General features: G+C 71.1%; 11 protein-coding genes. 7 read left to right on the top strand and 4 right to left on the bottom strand.

The window, feature by feature from the left end:
* Positions 1 to 763: 763 nt before the first annotated feature.
* Positions 764 to 1675 (top strand): DNA-3-methyladenine glycosylase, encoded by a 912-nt coding sequence (locus tag J5X86_RS49315; protein ID WP_208523110.1) that lies wholly within the window; start codon positions 764 to 766, stop codon positions 1673 to 1675.
* A gap of 584 nt (positions 1676 to 2259) precedes the next feature.
* Here J5X86_RS49315 and J5X86_RS49320 read toward each other — a convergent pair.
* Complete coding sequence (locus tag J5X86_RS49320) at positions 2260 to 3366, bottom strand: sugar phosphate nucleotidyltransferase (RefSeq protein WP_208523111.1); 1107 nt, start codon at positions 3364 to 3366, stop codon at positions 2260 to 2262.
* Positions 3367 to 3438: 72 nt separating this feature from the next.
* Complete coding sequence (locus J5X86_RS49325; RefSeq protein WP_208523112.1) at positions 3439 to 5199, bottom strand: peptidoglycan recognition protein; 1761 nt, start codon at positions 5197 to 5199, stop codon at positions 3439 to 3441.
* A gap of 128 nt (positions 5200 to 5327) precedes the next feature.
* Between J5X86_RS49325 and J5X86_RS49330 the strand changes: the two genes are divergently transcribed.
* The 4 genes from J5X86_RS49330 (at position 5328) to J5X86_RS49345 (ending at position 11155) form a co-directional block, all read left to right on the top strand.
* Positions 5328 to 6080 carry a TIGR03089 family protein gene (locus J5X86_RS49330; RefSeq protein ID WP_208523113.1) on the top strand — a complete coding sequence of 251 codons (753 nt, stop codon included), beginning with the start codon at positions 5328 to 5330 and terminating at the stop codon, positions 6078 to 6080.
* Between the two features lie 314 nt (positions 6081 to 6394).
* A complete protein-coding gene (locus J5X86_RS49335; protein ID WP_208523114.1) occupies positions 6395 to 7513 on the top strand; it encodes an LCP family protein in 1119 nt (372 codons plus the stop codon).
* A 227-nt stretch (positions 7514 to 7740) separates the two neighbouring features.
* A complete protein-coding gene (locus J5X86_RS49340) occupies positions 7741 to 9435 on the top strand; it encodes an LCP family protein (RefSeq protein WP_208523115.1) in 1695 nt (564 codons plus the stop codon).
* 58 nt (positions 9436 to 9493) lie between these two features.
* Entirely contained in the window at positions 9494 to 11155 is a 1662-nt protein-coding gene (locus J5X86_RS49345) for an LCP family protein (protein ID WP_208523116.1), read from the top strand.
* A gap of 63 nt (positions 11156 to 11218) precedes the next feature.
* Here the strand turns inward: J5X86_RS49345 and J5X86_RS49350 are convergent, their stop codons facing one another.
* Entirely contained in the window at positions 11219 to 12235 is a 1017-nt protein-coding gene (locus J5X86_RS49350; RefSeq protein WP_208523117.1) for a glycosyltransferase family 2 protein, read from the bottom strand.
* A 218-nt stretch (positions 12236 to 12453) separates the two neighbouring features.
* On the opposite strand from J5X86_RS49350, the gene J5X86_RS49355 reads away from it, so the two are divergent.
* A complete protein-coding gene (locus J5X86_RS49355; protein ID WP_208523118.1) occupies positions 12454 to 13908 on the top strand; it encodes an LCP family protein in 1455 nt (484 codons plus the stop codon).
* A 9-nt stretch (positions 13909 to 13917) separates the two neighbouring features.
* Here the strand turns inward: J5X86_RS49355 and J5X86_RS49360 are convergent, their stop codons facing one another.
* Entirely contained in the window at positions 13918 to 14487 is a 570-nt protein-coding gene (locus J5X86_RS49360) for an acyl-CoA thioesterase (protein WP_208523119.1), read from the bottom strand.
* Between the two features lie 107 nt (positions 14488 to 14594).
* Between J5X86_RS49360 and J5X86_RS49365 the strand changes: the two genes are divergently transcribed.
* Positions 14595 to 15917 (top strand): LCP family protein, encoded by a 1323-nt coding sequence (locus J5X86_RS49365; RefSeq protein ID WP_208523120.1) that lies wholly within the window; start codon positions 14595 to 14597, stop codon positions 15915 to 15917.
* Positions 15918 to 15983 lie beyond the last annotated feature (66 nt).

Below are 15983 nucleotides of genomic sequence, written 5' to 3' on the forward strand. Positions count from 1 at the left end.
GGTCCGGGGGTCGGGGCGGGGGCTAGGCGGGGGGGGTCTGGGCGGGGGGTCTGGCCTGGTGACCGGGTCCGAGGTTGTGCGAGCCGGTTGTGCGGTGGGGTCGTGTGCGCGGGGGCAGGGGGGCGCGCGTTGTGCGGGGTGGGGGCACGGGTGCGGGAGCGTTTGCTGGGGTGCGCCGCGGGGTTGTCCTTGAGGCGGGGGCGCCCTTGGGTGCGCGGTGGGGTGTGTGGTGGGTGCCGGGTGCGGGGGCGCCCTTGGGTGCGCGGTCGGTTGTGTGGTGGGTGCCGGGTGCGGGGGCGCCCTTGGGTGCGCGGTGGGGTGTGTGGTGGGTGCCGGGTGCGGGGCCTCCGGGGCGGGGCCCTGGACCGTATATTTACGGCGCCATTGACCGGAGGCGTTGGGTGGGTCGGAGATCGGCGCCACAAATACACGTAAGCGTCCAGGACCCCACCCCTGCGACCCCGCCCCCTCCCGCCTCGCCGGCGACCGCGCCCCGGTGGCACCGGGGCGCCTGTCCGTCCCACGTCCAGCCCCGGGGCCGGGTGCTGGGCGGGAGTGGGAGCGACCCCCACCCCCTGCCGTCGTCTTGCGGCCATCCGCCGATGACACCGGGCGCCCGTCCGTCCCGCGTTCAGCCCCGGGGCCAGGTGCTGGGCGGGGATGGGCGCGGCCCTGCGCCCTCCCAGTTCCTCGGCGAGCGGGCGCCAGTGGCACACCTCCGGGGCGGGGGAAGTGTGGATTGGGCGGGTCGTAGGGTGGCGGGGTGTGTGTGAGACGTACCTGGAGCCCGTCGGGGCCCTGCGACCTCGCGCGTAACCTCGGCGTGCTGCAGCGAGGCCCAGGGGATCCCGCGTTTCAGGTCGGCGCGGACGGCGCCTTCTGGCGGGCGAGCCGGACGCCGGCCGGGCCCGGGACCATACGGATCGCGCACAAGGGTGCGGAGGTCGAAGGCCGGGCCTGGGGGCCGGGCGCGGAGTGGCTGCTGGACGGCCTGCCCGCCCTCCTCGGGGCGGACGACGACCCGTCCGCGTTCGTGCCCCGCCATCGGCTCGTCCACGAGGCGCACCGCCGCCACCCCGGTCTCCGGCTCATCCGCACCGGGCTGGTCCTGGAATCCCTGATTCCCTCGATCCTGGAGCAGAAGGTCACCGGCGTCGAGGCGTACCGTGCCTGGCGGCTGCTGCTCCAGCGCCATGGCGAGCCCGCGCCCGGTCCGGCCGAGGGGATGCGGATGCGGGTCATGCCCGATCCGCGTACCTGGGCGTTGATCCCGTCGTGGGAGTGGCACCGCGCGGGCGTGGACACCAAGCGCTCCTCGACGATCCTGCGGGCCGTCCGGGTCGCCCGACGGCTGGAGGAGGCCACGTCCATGGACCTCGCCTCCGCCTCCGCCCGGCTGCAACTCATCCCGGGTATCGGGCCCTGGACGGCGGCGGAGACCCTGCAGCGCAGCAATGGCATCCCGGACGCGATCACGGTCGGGGATCTGCATCTGCCGCAGATCGTCGGCTACGCGCTCACCGGAGAGCGGGGTGCGGACGACGAGGCGATGCTCGAACTCCTGGCCCCCTACGCGGGCCAGCGCTACCGCGCGACCCGGCTGATCCTCCTGTCCGGCCGCACCCCACCCCGCCGCGCCCCCCGCTTCGCGGTCAGGGACTTCCGGACGATGTAGCCCCCGGGCCCCAGTCACCACCGCGCCCCCGGTCCGCCTGTCACCGGGCAGGCGATCGGGTACGCGGATCTCAGGTGCCCATGCCGCCGGGCGACGCGGACGTCTTTCGGGGCCCGTGCTGCCGGGCGCAGACGATGCACCCCCGAAGCCGGGCCAGGACCCGTGCCACCAACCCCGGCGGCCCGGAGCCGTGGAAGCGGCCTGTGCCATTGGCGGGTGGCCGCAAGACGGCGGTAGGGGGTGGGGGTCGCTGCCGCCCCCCGCCCAGCACCCGGCCCCGGGGCTGGACGCGGGCCGGGCAGGCGTCCTGTGCCACCGGGGCGCGGTCGCCGGCGAGGCGGGAGGGGGCGGGGTCGCAGGGGTGGGGTCCTGGACGCTTACGTGTATTTGTGGCGCCAATCTCCGGCCCACCCAACGCCTCCGGTCAATGGCGCCGTAAATATACGGTCCAGGGCCCCGCCCCGGAGGCCCCGCACCCGGCACCCACCACACACCCCACCGCGCACCCAAGGGCGCCCCCGCACCCCGCACACCCCAAGGCACCCCACGGCACCCCACGGCAACCCCGCCCTACGGCACCCCCGTCACTGGTCGGACGAGAAGCGGACCGCCCCCGCCGGGATGTCCGCCCCGCACCACACGCGTACGCCGTCCCGCAGCTCGTTGTCCGGGCCGACCAGCGCGCCGTCCCCGACCACCGCGCCCTGCAGGACCGTACGGGCGCCGATGCGTGCCCCCGCGCCGACGAGCGAGTCGCGCACCTGGGCGCCCTCCTCCACGACGGCGCCCTCCAGCACCGTGCTGCCGTCGATGCGCGCGCCCGCGCCCACCCGGGCCTGGGGGCCGATGACCGTGCCGCCGGTCAGCTTGGCGTCGCCCGCGACCGAGGCGCTGTCCAGGACGAGGCGGTCACCGCAGCGCCCCGGTACGGCCGGGGAGGGGGCCCGGCCCAGCACCAGGTCCGCGGAGCCGCGGACGAAGGCTTGGGGGGTGCCGAGGTCGAGCCAGTACGTGGAGTCGACCATGCCCTGCAGATGCGCGCCCGCGGCCAGCAGACCGGGGAAGGTCTCACGTTCGACGGAGACGGGGCGATCGGCGGGGATGGTGTCGATGACCGAGCGGTTGAAGACGTACGCGCCCGCGTTGATCTGGTCGGTGACGATCTCCTCGGGGGTCTGCGGCTTCTCCAGGAAGGCGGTGACCCTGCCCTGTTCGTCGGTGGGCACCAGCCCGTACGCGCGGGGGTCGGGGACCCGGGTGAGGTGCAGCGAGACATCGGCGCCCGTCGTGCGGTGGTTGTCGATGAGGGCGCGGATGTCGAGGCCGGTGAGGATGTCGCCGTTGAAGATCAGCACCGGGTCGTCGGGGCCCGAGCGCAGCCGGCAGGCGACGTTGCGGATGGCGCCGCCGGTGCCGAGGGGCTCCTCCTCCGTGACGTACTCCAGGTGCAGGCCGAACGCGGAGCCGTCACCGAAGTACGGCTCGAAGACCTCCGCCAGATAGGAGGTGGCGAGCACGATGTGCTCGACCCCGGCGGCGCGGGCGCGGGCGAGTTGGTGGGTCAGAAACGGAACGCCGGCCGCCGGGACCATCGGCTTGGGAGTGTGCACCGTCATCGGGCGCAACCGGGTTCCCTTGCCGCCGACCAGGAGGATCGCCTCTGGCGATGGCGTTGCTGGCGCAATGGTCACGTAACGTCTCTGCTTCCTGCTGGGGCTCGCCGGTCGGCGGCCAGTGTATGCAGATCCCCGGACCGCGCCTGATCAGCGCCCCTGGAGGCGGGCGGCTGTCTTCCGTACCGAACCGAGCTTCTTGTAGAGGTCCTTGCCCGGGCACTCGGTGGCAAAGCCGTCGCGGTGACCTGCGATCACATGGAGCTTTACGTTGGCGCCCTTTTTGTACTTGTTGCCGCCGCCGGACACCAGATGCGTGGTGCCACGCGGATTTCGCTTGAAGAGGCCCAGTTTCCACGCGGTGAGCTTGGCGATGGCCTTCACGGCCTTGGCCGGGGGCTTCTTGGCGGAGAAAGTACCGAGGACAGCGACGCCCATGCTGTTGGTGTTGAAGCCCAGCGTGTGCGCTCCGCGTACGGCTTTGGTCACACCGCCGGAGCGGCCTTCGTAGATTTTTCCGCACTTGTCGATGGTGAAGTTGTAGCCGTAATCGCGCCATCCCAGGCTCTTCGCGTGGTAGCGGTAGATACTGCGCAAAACGGAGGGCGCCTGGGAGCAGCTGTACTTATTGCCCGTCACGGTGTGGTGGATGAAGGCGACCTTCACGGTCTTGCTGTAGACGTGGCCCGTTTCACGGATCTTCTCGTCGGCGCCCCAGCCCGCGCGGGTGACGATGCTGGGCCGCGGCGCGCTGTAGCGGGCGGCGTTCGCCTTGGTCGCCTCCTCGGCGAGTGCGCTGGGCGGCGGGGTGATGGCGCCGGGCGGCGGCGTGGGCTGGGTGGAGTGAGTGGAGTGGGTGGAGGGGGTGGAGGGGGTGGAGTGGGTGGAGGGGTACGGCAGCGGCTTGGCGGATGACCCGGAGGGTCTGGGGGACGGCTTCGCGGACCACCTTGAGGGCCAGGACGGCCTGACGGATGGCCTGGAGGGTCTGGGGGACGGCCTCGCGGACCACCCCGAGGGCCCCCAGGACGGCCCCGCCGACGGCCTCGTGCCCGGCGCGACACCCCCTGCCGTCGGCGCCGGATGCGCCGGAAGGGCGCGCAGTACGGCCCGGTCCGGGGGTGGCGGCGCCGGGGCCTCACCGGGGTCGATCAGCTCCAGCCGCAGCCCGGACGGCAGCGCCGCCGACCGGGCACCGGCGCCTGGGCCCCCGTCCGCACTCGCGTCTGCGGCAGCACCCCCGCCCGCGTCCACACCGGCGGCACCGGCCGTGTCCACACCGGCGGCACCGCCCGTGTCCACACCGGCGCCCCCGCCCGCATCCGCACCAGCACCCCCACCGGCACCAGCGCCCGCGCCCCCGCCCGCCACCGCCACCCCTTCCGGCCGCACCCGCGCCTGCACGCCGTCCGAGTCGCCCACCCACAGCGGTGCGGTGCCGCCGTGGGCCCGTACGCCCCGGAGTTCAGGCGAGTCGGGGTCGGGGGCCTCGTCCCCGTACGGCAGCAGCTCGCGCCATGGAGACCATTCGCCGCCGACCGCGCGGGTGCGGACCTGCACCCGGCCGCGGAGGTCGGCGGAGGGCTGGTCCCAGACGACGCCGACGAGCGAGAACGGCCGTACGCGCGACGCGGCGACCCCCCGGTCGGCCGGGGCCGGTACCGGGGCCGATACCGGGGCCGATACCGGGGCCGATACCGGGGCCGGGGCCGGGGCGTCGCCGCCGGGCGTGACCACACCCCGGTCGAGTCCGTCCGCCACGAGGGGAAGGAGCGGCAGCGACTGCGTGAAGCCGGAGGATGCGGTGGTCCGCTCGGCCCGGGCGTGGGCGGGGCCGGGATAGACGGCGAGGGGCAGGGCGAGGGCGGCGGTGCACGCGACGCCGATCGAGGATGCCAGGTATGCACGCATGATTGAAATCGTCTACATAAGGGGACAAACCTGTCCATTCGGAAGAGCGGGCACGTCGCGGACCGTCCGCTTGGCCAAGCCCCACCGACCCCGTCCGCGCCGCATCTTCGGCGCGTAGTCTTGCGCGCGTGAACGCCACCGATCGCACCCCCGCCGACCTGCTGGGATCCGCGCTCGCCGCGGACCCGCCCCGCCCGCTCGTGACCTTCTACGACGACGCCACGGGCGAACGTGTCGAACTCTCCGTGGCCACCTTCGCCAATTGGGTGGCGAAGACCGCCAATCTGCTCCAGGACGATCTGGCCGCCGCGCCGGGCGACCGATGCGCACTGCTGCTGCCCGCCCACTGGCAGACCGCCGTGTGGCTGGTGGCCTGCTCCTCGGTCGGGGTCCTCGTGGACATCGGGGGCGACCCGGCCTCCGCCGATCTCGTCGTCAGCGGCCCGGACACCCTCAAGGAGGCACGGGAGTGCTCCGGTGAGCGGGTGGCGCTGTCGCTGCAGCCGCTGGGTGGCCGGTTCCCCCAGTTGCCGGAGGGGTTCGCGGACTACGCCGTGGAGGTGCCCAGCCAGGGCGACCGTTTCGCCCCGTACTCCCCGGTGGACCCGGAGGCGCCCGCGCTGGCCGTCGGCGGTGTGGAGCTGACGAGCGCGGAGGTGGTGGAGCGGGCGCAGGCCGACGCCGCCGCGCAGGGGCTCGGGCCCGGTTCACGGATCCTCTCGGGGCTTGCTTACGACAACTGGGAGGGACTGTCTTACGGGCTGTACGCACCGCTGGCCACCGGCGGTTCGGTGGTGCTCTGCCGCCATCTGGACCGGCTGGACGAGAAGGGGCTGGCGGGGCGCAAGGAGAGCGAGCGCGTCACCGCCACCATGCCCTGAGGCCACGGCCACAGCCACGGCCACAACCCACCTGGGGCCGACCACCCCACCCCGAGACGACCCCGAGACCACCCCGAAACCACTCCGCAGCCGCCCCACCCCAGACCTCAGATCCCACGCCCCACCCCCCTTCCCGCCCCTGACCCGTCCGGCGGACCGCGGGCCGAGTCCACGGGCCGCGTCGCCCACCCCGCGCGATGATCTACGGATACGTACAACCATGTACGGGCTTCGCATGTCTGTTCCGTTAATCGGTATCCCGGCATGCGATGCCGCTCCGCCCCCGGGCGGAAGACGGGTGGGAGGACGCGGACGTGACGACCGACAGCTCTGAGCCTGCGCCGAGACGCAGGCGCCGCTGGCCGCGTGTTCTCGCGCTGGGCGTGGCCATGCTGGTGCTGTCGGTCGCCGGGGCGGGGTGGTGGTTCTACGAGCGCCTCGACGGCAATATCCGCACCGATACCCGGACCGCGGACGAGCTGAGGAAGTACGAGGCCGAGCGGCCGGTGTCGGTGGTGCGGGACGCGCAGAACATCCTGCTGATCGGCTCCGACAACCGGGGCGGCAAGGGCAACGGCAAGTACGGCAAGGACACCGGCACCCAGCGCTCGGACACCACGATCCTGCTGCATCTGCAGGCCGGTGGAAAGAGCGCCACCGCCGTCTCCATCCCCCGCGATCTGATGGTGGACATCCCGGCCTGCGACCAGCCGGACGGAAAGCGGACCCAGGCCCGGTTGGCCCAGTTCAACTGGGCGTTCGAGGCCGGTGGCGCGGCCTGTTCGATCCGCACCGTCGAGAAGCTGACCGGGATCCGCGTCGACCACCATCTGATCGTGGACTTCAGCGGCTTCAAGCGGCTGGTGAACGCGGTCGGCGGGGTGGAGATGTGCCTGAAGGAGCCCGTGGACGACGATGACGCGCATCTGAAGCTGCCCGCGGGCCGTCAGGTCCTCCACGGGGAGCAGGCGCTGGGCTATGTGCGCGCCCGGTACAGCATCGGCGACGGCAGCGACACGGAGCGCATCGGCAGACAACAGGAGTTCATGGGCTCGCTTGTGAAGAAAGTGCAGAGTAATGGTGTGCTGCTCAATCCGGCGAAGCTGTATCCGGTGCTCAACGCGGCGACGTCCTCGCTGACCACGGATCCGGGGCTGGATTCGCTCAAGGATCTGTACGCGCTGGTGCGCGGGGTGCGGGACATCCCGCGGGAGAAGATCCGGTTCCTCACGATTCCGCGGCAGCCCTATACGTACAACAAGAACCGGGATGAGCTCGTCCAGCCCGACGCCGACCGCTTGTTCCAGCAGTTGCGGCTGGATCGGCCGGTGCCGGTGGCCCACACCGTCACGGCCTCGACGGGCGGCGACCAGAAGGCCGGCAACCTCAGCCCGTACCAAGGGACGACGGCCGCGCGAGGCATCTGCGAGTAAAAGCACGTTAAGGGCGGACCACGAATCGTGAAGGATGAGATAAGGATTGGGCAGATTGCCCAGTTGTAGGGAAGTGGAATTTGTCACCGGCGTCGCTTGACGCTGATCTGGGCGGATAGTGTGAGCGATCCGGTGCGCTCTACGAGGTGGCCGCGCACTGCACCAAGACAGTTGGAGCGCCTTGAGGGGGAGGCGCCGCGTGGCACCGACGGAGGACACAAACGACCGTGGACGCGCAAGGCCCTGGCGGGGCAGGTGACTTCGACCCAGCCGATCAGTGGGTGTTCGACCCGAATACGGGCAATTACGAGCTGCGGCTGAACGCCGCCGAGACATCGGCGGACGACACCACGGAGCTGCGACGGGTCTCCAGATCGTCGAGCCGTGACGACGCCACCGACTCCGAACCCAGGGGGCGCCGGCGGGCGGCCAAACGGGAGTCGGAGAAGGAGAAGGCGACGGGCCCGGTCAGCCGTCGCAGGCCGAAGCCGAAGAAGTCGAAGACGAAGAAGGCGCTGTACTGGGGCAGCGGCACCCTGGCCTTCCTGCTGGTGGGCGGTTCTGCCGCGGCGTACTTCGTCTATCAGCACCTCAACAACAACATCAGCAAGGTCGACGTCGGCGAGAACAACGCCGCGGTCTCCGACGGCCCGATGAACATCCTGCTGATCGGCACCGACCGGCGCGACGGAAAAGGGAACGAGGGGTACGGCGACGCGGGGAGCGTCGGTCACGCCGACACCACGCTGCTCTTCCATGTCTCGGAGGACCGGTCCAACGCGACCGTGCTGTCCATTCCGCGCGACATGATCACCGACATCCCGGACTGCCGTACGAAGCAGAAGGACGGTTCCTTCAAGAGCATCCCGGGCGAGTCGGAGGTGCGCTTCAACACCAGCCTCGGCCAGGAGGGGCGCGACCCCGGCTGCACCTGGCAGACGGTCGAGAAGCTCACCGGGCTGGAGATCGACCACTTCATGATGGCCGACTTCAACGCGGTCAAGGAGATGTCCTCGGCGGTCGGCGGGGTCGAGGTGTGTGTCGCCAAGGACGTCAACGACCCCAAGTCGCATCTGAACCTCAAGAAGGGCCGCCACACGATCGAGGGCGAGGAGGCGCTGGCGTTCGTCCGGACCCGGCACACCGTCGGCTTCGGCGGCGACCTGGACCGCATCAAGCTCCAGCAGCAGTTCCTGAGCTCGCTGATGCGCAAGATGAAGGACAGCGGGACGCTCACCAGCCCGGGCAAGATGTGGGACCTGGCCCAGACCGCCACCAAGGCGCTCACGGTGGACACCGGGATCGGCACCGTCAACAAGCTGGCCTCGCTGGGGAAGAACCTGAGCAAGGTCGACCTCAAGAACGTCACCTTCGCGACCGTCCCGGTCGTCGACAACACCGACGGTGCGACCGTGCTGCTCGACAAGACCAAGGCCGAGCCGCTGTTCTCCATGGTCCGCCAGGACGTGTCCCTGACCGAGGTCAAGAAGAAGGAGAAGGCGGCCAAGGACGAGCAGGCGGCGCGGCTGAAGGGGCCCAAGTCCGATCCCGCCGATGTCCGGGTCAAGGTGCTCAACGGCAGCGGGCAGTTCGGCGCCGCCCAGGAGACCGTCGACTGGATGCAGAACACCGAGGGGATGCTCCTCACCAGCAACGGCGGAAACGCTCCGGCAGAGCTGAAGAAGACGACGCTCGAGTACGCACCCAACCAGGCCGACCAGGCGCGCCGGCTGGCCGACAGCATGGGGCTGCCCGCCTCCGCCATGAAGGAAGGCACGAAGGACGCCGAGCCGAAGGCGGAGATGAGCCTGACGCTGGGCGCGGACTTCAAGGGCGCCGGCACACCGATCTCCGCTCCGGCGAAGGCGCCGAAGGACATTCAACGGGTCGAGGCCGACGACAAGAACGTCTGCGCCAAGTGACCGTCGCCGGCCGGCGGAACCCGGGCCGGACGACCTAGAGAACTGCGGGGAGGGCCCGATGGGGCAGAGCAGTGTGAGGGGGCGGGGGGAGAGAGGGCGGCGGGCCGCCGTCCCCGAGCCCCGCGAGCCCGGTGAGGACGGCAGCCCGCAGGAAGGGGAGCGCCCCGCGTCACCGGACGCGGGGCGCCGCTCAAGCGGTAGAGGGCAGCCGAGTGGCAACAGGCGGCGCGGCAAGGAGCCGCCGAAGCGGAGTCGCGGGGTGCGGATCCTGCGCTGGACCGCCCTGACGCTGGCCGTACTGGTACTCGGCGCGGCCGGCGCCGGATACTTCTACTACGAACATCTGAACGGGAATCTGCGGAAGGAGGATCTGGACCTCGGCGACAGCAAGATCGGCAAACCCGAGCCCAACGCCGCCGGCCAGACCCCCCTCAACATCCTGCTCATAGGCTCCGACGGCCGGAACACCGCGGAGAACGTCAAGCTGGGCGGGGCCAAGCAGGACGCGGACCGCAAGCCGCTGGGCGATGTGCAGATGCTGGTGCATGTCTCGGCCGACCGCAGCAACATGTCGGTGGTCAGCATCCCGCGCGACACCCGGGTGACCATCCCCCAGTGCACCGATCCACACGACGGAACGGTGTATCCGAAGACCGTGGGGGCCATCAACCAGTCGCTCCAGAACGGCGGTCCGGGCTGCACGGTCGCCACCTGGAAGGAGCTCACCGGCCTCTACATCGATCACTTCATGATGATCGACTTCTCCGGGGTGGTCTCCATGGCCGACGCCATCGGCGGCGTCCCGGTGTGCGTGAACAACAACGTCTACTCCCATGACAGCAAGGGCCATGGCTCCGGGCTGAAGCTGACCAAGGGCACCCATAACGTCAAGGGCGTCCAGGCCCTCCAGTGGCTGCGCACCCGCTACGGCTTCGAGGACAACACCGACATCGGCCGGGCCAAGGCCCAGCACATGTATATGACCTCGATGATCCGCCAGCTGAAGTCGGGCACCAAGCTGAGCGACCCGGGCAAGCTGATGGACCTCGCGGAGGCCGCCACCGAGGCGCTGACCGTCGACCACGGCCTGGGCACCGTCAAGAAACTGTACGACCTGGGCAATGACCTCAAGCGGGTGCCGACCAAGCGCACCACCATGATCACCATGCCCTGGGAGTACGGCGGCGGCGGGGAGTACGTACTGCCCAAGCCGGGCGACGCCGAGCAGACCTTCTCGCTGCTGCGCAGCGACACCGCGCTGGACGGCAAGGACAAGAAGAAGCCCGACGCCACCCCGGCGCCCACCGAGCCCAAGGAGCAGCTCCCGGTGGTGGTGCAGAACGGCACCGCCAGCACCGTCCTGGGGCCGGTCTCCGGCCGGGCCTCGGACATCACCTCCGAGCTGGCGCGGCTCGGCTACGCCAAGGCCACCGCGAACACGGTGCTCATCTCGCAGGCCGACACCACCGTCCTCTACCCGGGCGAGGACCGGCAGGGCGACGGCCTGGCCGTGGCCAAGGCGCTGAAGCTGCCGAAGTCCGCGGCGAAGTCGTCGACGTCGGTCCAGGAGATCACCGTGGTGGTCGGCAACGACTGGCGCGAGGGCGCCACCTACCCGAAGGCGGCGACGGACGACGGCGCCAAGACGCCCGAGAGCGCGGACGCGCTCAACGGCGAGCAGAAGGGCTGTATGAAGGTCAACCCGGGCTACACCTTCTGACGCCCCCGTGACGGCACGGCGAAGGGGCCGGACCCACAGCGGGTCCGGCCCCTTCGCGCAGCGCTACGGGGCCATGACCGCCGGGCGGCGGCTGGCGATGACCCGCTTGGCGAGCGCCCGCGGGCTGGTCAGAAAGCCCCAGCCCCAGGACATGTGCATGGTCGCGAGCGCCACCGGGACCCGCAGCCGGGCCATCACCGGAAGCCCCTTGCCCGCCGGGATCGAGCCCGCGACGATCGCGGCCAGATAGCCGCCGGGGATCACGAAGGCCCACGGGGTGACGGCCGCGCCCGCCACGATGCCCGCCGCGATGGCGACGACGGCGGTCGGCGGGGCGAGATAGCGCAGATTGATCGAGCCCTGGTGGAAGCGGGCGACGACATGGCGCCAGCGCCCGTAGTCCTTGTACTGCTTGGCCAGGGCCCGCACGCTCGGCCGCGGCCGGTAGGAGACCTTCAGCTCGGGCGAGAACCAGATCAGCCCGCCGGCCTCGCGGATCCGGAAGTTCAGCTCCCAGTCCTGGGCGCGGATGAACTCCTCGTTGTAGCCGCCCTGTTGCTCCAGCGCCTCGCGCCGGAAGACGCCCAGATAGACGGTCTCGGCGGGGGCCGCGTCGCCGCCGGTGTGGAAGGCGGCGTTGCCCACCCCGATCTTGGAGGTCATGGCGGCGGCGACGGCCTTCTCCCAGTCGTTCTCGCCCTCGGCGTGCATGATCCCGCCGACGTTCTGCGCGCCGGTCTCCTCCAGGAGCCGTACGGCGGTCGCGATGTAGTTCGGCGAGAGCATGCCGTGGCCGTCGACCCGCACCACCACCGGATGGCGGGATGCCTTGATCGCCGCGTTCAGGGCGGCGGGGGTGCGGCCCGTGGGATTGGGGACCGTATGCACCCGGGGGTCCTCCGCCACCAGTTCGGCGGCGATCTCGTCGGTACGGTCCGCGGACGGGCCGAGCGCGATCACCACCTCCATCTCACCGTCGTACTCCTGCTCCAGGATGTGCCGCACGGCATTGCGCAGATGGCGTTCCTCATTGAGCACCGGCATGATCACGGAGACGGCCGGGAGCTGATGCGGGGGCATGGCACCTCGGGGTTCGGGGGCCGGGCCCCAGGAGACTGGGGGTGGGGCCCCAAAAGACTGCGATATCGCGCCCACGTTACCGCGAATGGGGGACACCGGAACGCGCCGCCCGGGTGGCAGCGCACCACACGGGCGGCGTGGGGCCGTCAAAGCGATCGTCGTATGGGCCTACGGTGAGGCGGTTCCGCCCAGCCCACCCGTTCACGGAGGTCCCCGGAGTGAGTGCACCGGCCCGATCGCCGCGCCCGCCGCGCCCCCGCTCCCGCCGCCCCCGCTGGGGGCTGCGGCTCGCCACGGGCGGCGCCGCTCTGGTGCTGGCGGTCAGCGGCATCGGGCATCTGCTGGTCAGTGAGCTCGAATCCGGGATCCACCGGGTGGATGCCTTCGGCGGCCTGGACAACCGGCCGAAGAACACCGGCGGGGGCGTCAACTTCCTCGTGGTCGGCACGGACGGACGGGAGAAGATCACGCCTCGGGAGAAGGCGCTGTACCGGCTGGGCGGAGCCCCCTGCCGCTGCACCGACACGATCATGCTGATGCATCTGTCGGCCGACCACCGCCGGGTCAGCGCGGTCAGCCTGCCCCGCGACTCGTACGCCCAGATCCCCGCGTACACCGACGCGACCGGCAAGCGCCATCCGCACCATCCGCGGAAGCTCAACGCCGCGTACGCCGAGGGCGGGCCGAGCCTGACCGTGCGCACCGTGGAGCAGCTGACCGGCATCCACATCGACCACTACCTCGAGGTGGACTTCACCAGCTTCATGAAAACGGTCGATGTGCTCGGCGGGGTCAAGATCTGCACCGCGCGGCCGCTCAAGGACGACCACACGGGGCTTGACCTGGCGGCCGGCACCCATGTTCTGAACGGCGGCCAGGCGCTGCAGTACGTCCGCTCCCGGCATGTCGACGGCACCTCCGACCTGGGCCGGATCCAGCGCCAGCAGCGCTTCCTGGCCGCCGTGGTCCACCAGACCACCGCCGGTGGCATCCTGCTCAACCCGGTGCGGTTCAACCGGGTGGCCGGGGCCCTGCTGGGCTCAGTCCGCGCCGACCACGGCTTCGGGGCGGCGGACATGGTCACCCTGGGGCGGGCGATGAGCGGCGTCACCCCCGCGTCCTCGGAGTTCGCCTCGGTTCCGGTGATCCTGCCCGGCGTCCCGGTGAAGGGGGCCGGCTCCACACTGCGCTGGGACCAGCCCAAGGCCGAGCGGCTCTTCACCACCCTCCGCGAGGACCGGCCGCTGGTCGCCCACCGCCCGAAGCGTCCCGGCGCCACCCCGGTCGACGTGGACCCGGGCCGGGTCCGGGTCCACGTGCTCAACGGCACCAATACGGCGGGGCTCGCCCGCCGCGCGGACCGCGCGCTGCACGCCACCGGCTTCGCCACCACCGGCTCCCCCGCCGACGCCGCGACCCCCGACGTCCGGCGCACGGTGATCGCGTACGACCCCGTCTGGGACCGCTCGGTGCGCTCGCTGGCCGCCGCGCTGCCCGGGGCCCGGCTGAAGCCGGTGGCCGGGCAGGGCGCCGTGATGCAGATCACGATCGGCGCGGACTACACGGGTGTGCGGCCGGTCCGGGTCGAGAAGCCGCGGAGCGACACGGCCGGGTTCGGGGCCATTACCGGCGACGAGGTCGTCTGCCCCGAGGGCGCCACTCGCTCCCTCTGACCCGAGGGGTCATCGCCCGGCGTCCTCGGTGTCGTCGTCGGCGCGCGGGGCGGCGCGCCGGGCGCGGAGTTCCTTGATCGCGCGGCGGCGGGCCAGCCGGTGGGTCCGGCGGATCTCGGCCTCCTGGTACCGCCGCTTGTCCCGCTCGGTCTCCGGGATGACCGGGGGCACGGGCCGGGGCTTGCCGTCGGCGTCGACGGCGGCGAAGACGAGATAGGCGCTGCCGACCTGGGTGGCGGGCGTGGACTCGTTCCACCGCTCGGCCAGCACCCGCACCCCGATCTCCATGGAGGACCGGCCGGTCCAGTTGACCTGGGCCTTCACATGGACGAGGTCGCCGACTCTGACCGGTTCGAGGAAGACCATCTCGTCCATCGACGCGGTGACCGCGGGCCCCTCGGAGTGGCGTCCGGCGACCGCTCCGGCCGCGTCGTCCACCAGTTTCATGATCACGCCGCCGTGGACGGTCCCGAGGAGATTGGTGTCACTGCCCGTCATGATGTGTGACAGCGTGGTACGGGAGGCGGAGGTGGGCTTTCCCGGAAGCTCCGGTTCCGCACCGTGGGCCTGATTGGTCATGCCGTCCACCTTATGCGGACCACATTCTTATCAGGTCTGCAACAGCCGTGCCCCGATCCGGCCCCCGCCCTGTAAGGCGACCCCCCCGACCAGGCACACTGCCTTGCATGAGCGAATGGCCCCAGGGATCGACCGGCGACCGCAGCGGCCGGTACGGACGTGGTAGCGGCAGCCCCGACCCAGAGGGGGCGCGTGCTATGCCGCAAGTGAGGCGCTCGGCGCCCGGCGCGGGCGGTCCGCCGCCGTACAACGAGCCGCCGCTGCCGCCCGACCTCTCGCCCCACGGCACCATTCCGCGGCAGCAGGCGTCCCAGGGCTATGACGACTACGACGACGGCTACAACACAGGGCAGGTCTACGGCCACGGCCCCGGCGGACCGGGCGGCGACGACCCCCACGGCCCCGGCGGTCCGGGCGGCCCCGGCCCGCGTCCGGTGAGGCCGAAGAACTGGAAGCGCCGGATAACCATCGGCCTGGTCACCCTGGTCGTCCTGCTGCTCGCCGTCGGCATCGGCACCTACATCTGGGCCGACTCCAAGCTCCGCAACGAGGTGGACCTGAGCAAGGTCGAGGACCGGCCGGGCGGTGGCAAGGGCACCAACTACCTCATCGTGGGTTCGGACAGCCGCGAGGGCATGTCCGACGAGGACAAGAAGAAGCTGCACACCGGCTCGGCCGAGGGCCGCCGCACCGACTCCATGATCCTTCTCCATGTCGGTGAGAACGGGAACACCATGGTCAGCCTCCCGCGTGACTCCTGGGTCACCATCCCGGCCTTCACCGGCTCGGAGAGCGGCCGGCGGATCCCGGCGGGCCAGAACAAGCTGAACGCGTCGTACTCCTCCGAGGGCCCCTCGCTGCTCGTCCGCACGGTCGAGTACAACACCGGCCTGAAGATCGACCACTACGCGGAGATCGGCTTCGACGGCTTCGCCAATCTCGTGGACGGGGTCGGCGGCGTCGACATCGACGTCCCGCAGGACATGAAGGACAAGAAGTCCGGCAATGACCTGAAGAAGGGCAAGCAGACGCTGGACGGCCAGCAGGCGCTCGCCTTCGTCCGGCAGCGCTACGGCCTCGCGGGCGGCGACCTGGACCGCACCAAGAACCAGCAGAAGTTCCTCTCCGCGCTGGCCAACAAGGCGGCCTCGCCGAGCACGATCATGAACCCCTTCAAGCTCTACCCGACGATGGGCGCCGGCCTGGACAACCTGGTCGTCGACAAGGACATGAGCCTGTGGGACGTGAAGGACATGTTCTTCGCGATGAAGAGCGTCTCCGGCGGTGACGGCAAGCAGATGAACATGCCGATCGCCAACCCCGGCCTGTCCACTTCCAAGGGCAGCGCGGTGCAGTGGGACATGACCAAGGTCAAGCAGCTCATGGGCGAGCTGAAGAACGACGACAAGGTCACGGTCTCCAGCAATTGATCCGAGCGGGAGAGACGAGCGGCGGGGGGGCGGCCGGGGGGGCCGCCGGGCGGGCGGGGGCGGGGC

Source organism: Streptomyces sp. NEAU-YJ-81 (genome assembly GCF_017592595.1).
GTDB classification, from domain to species: Bacteria; Actinomycetota; Actinomycetes; order Streptomycetales; family Streptomycetaceae; genus Streptomyces; species Streptomyces hygroscopicus_B.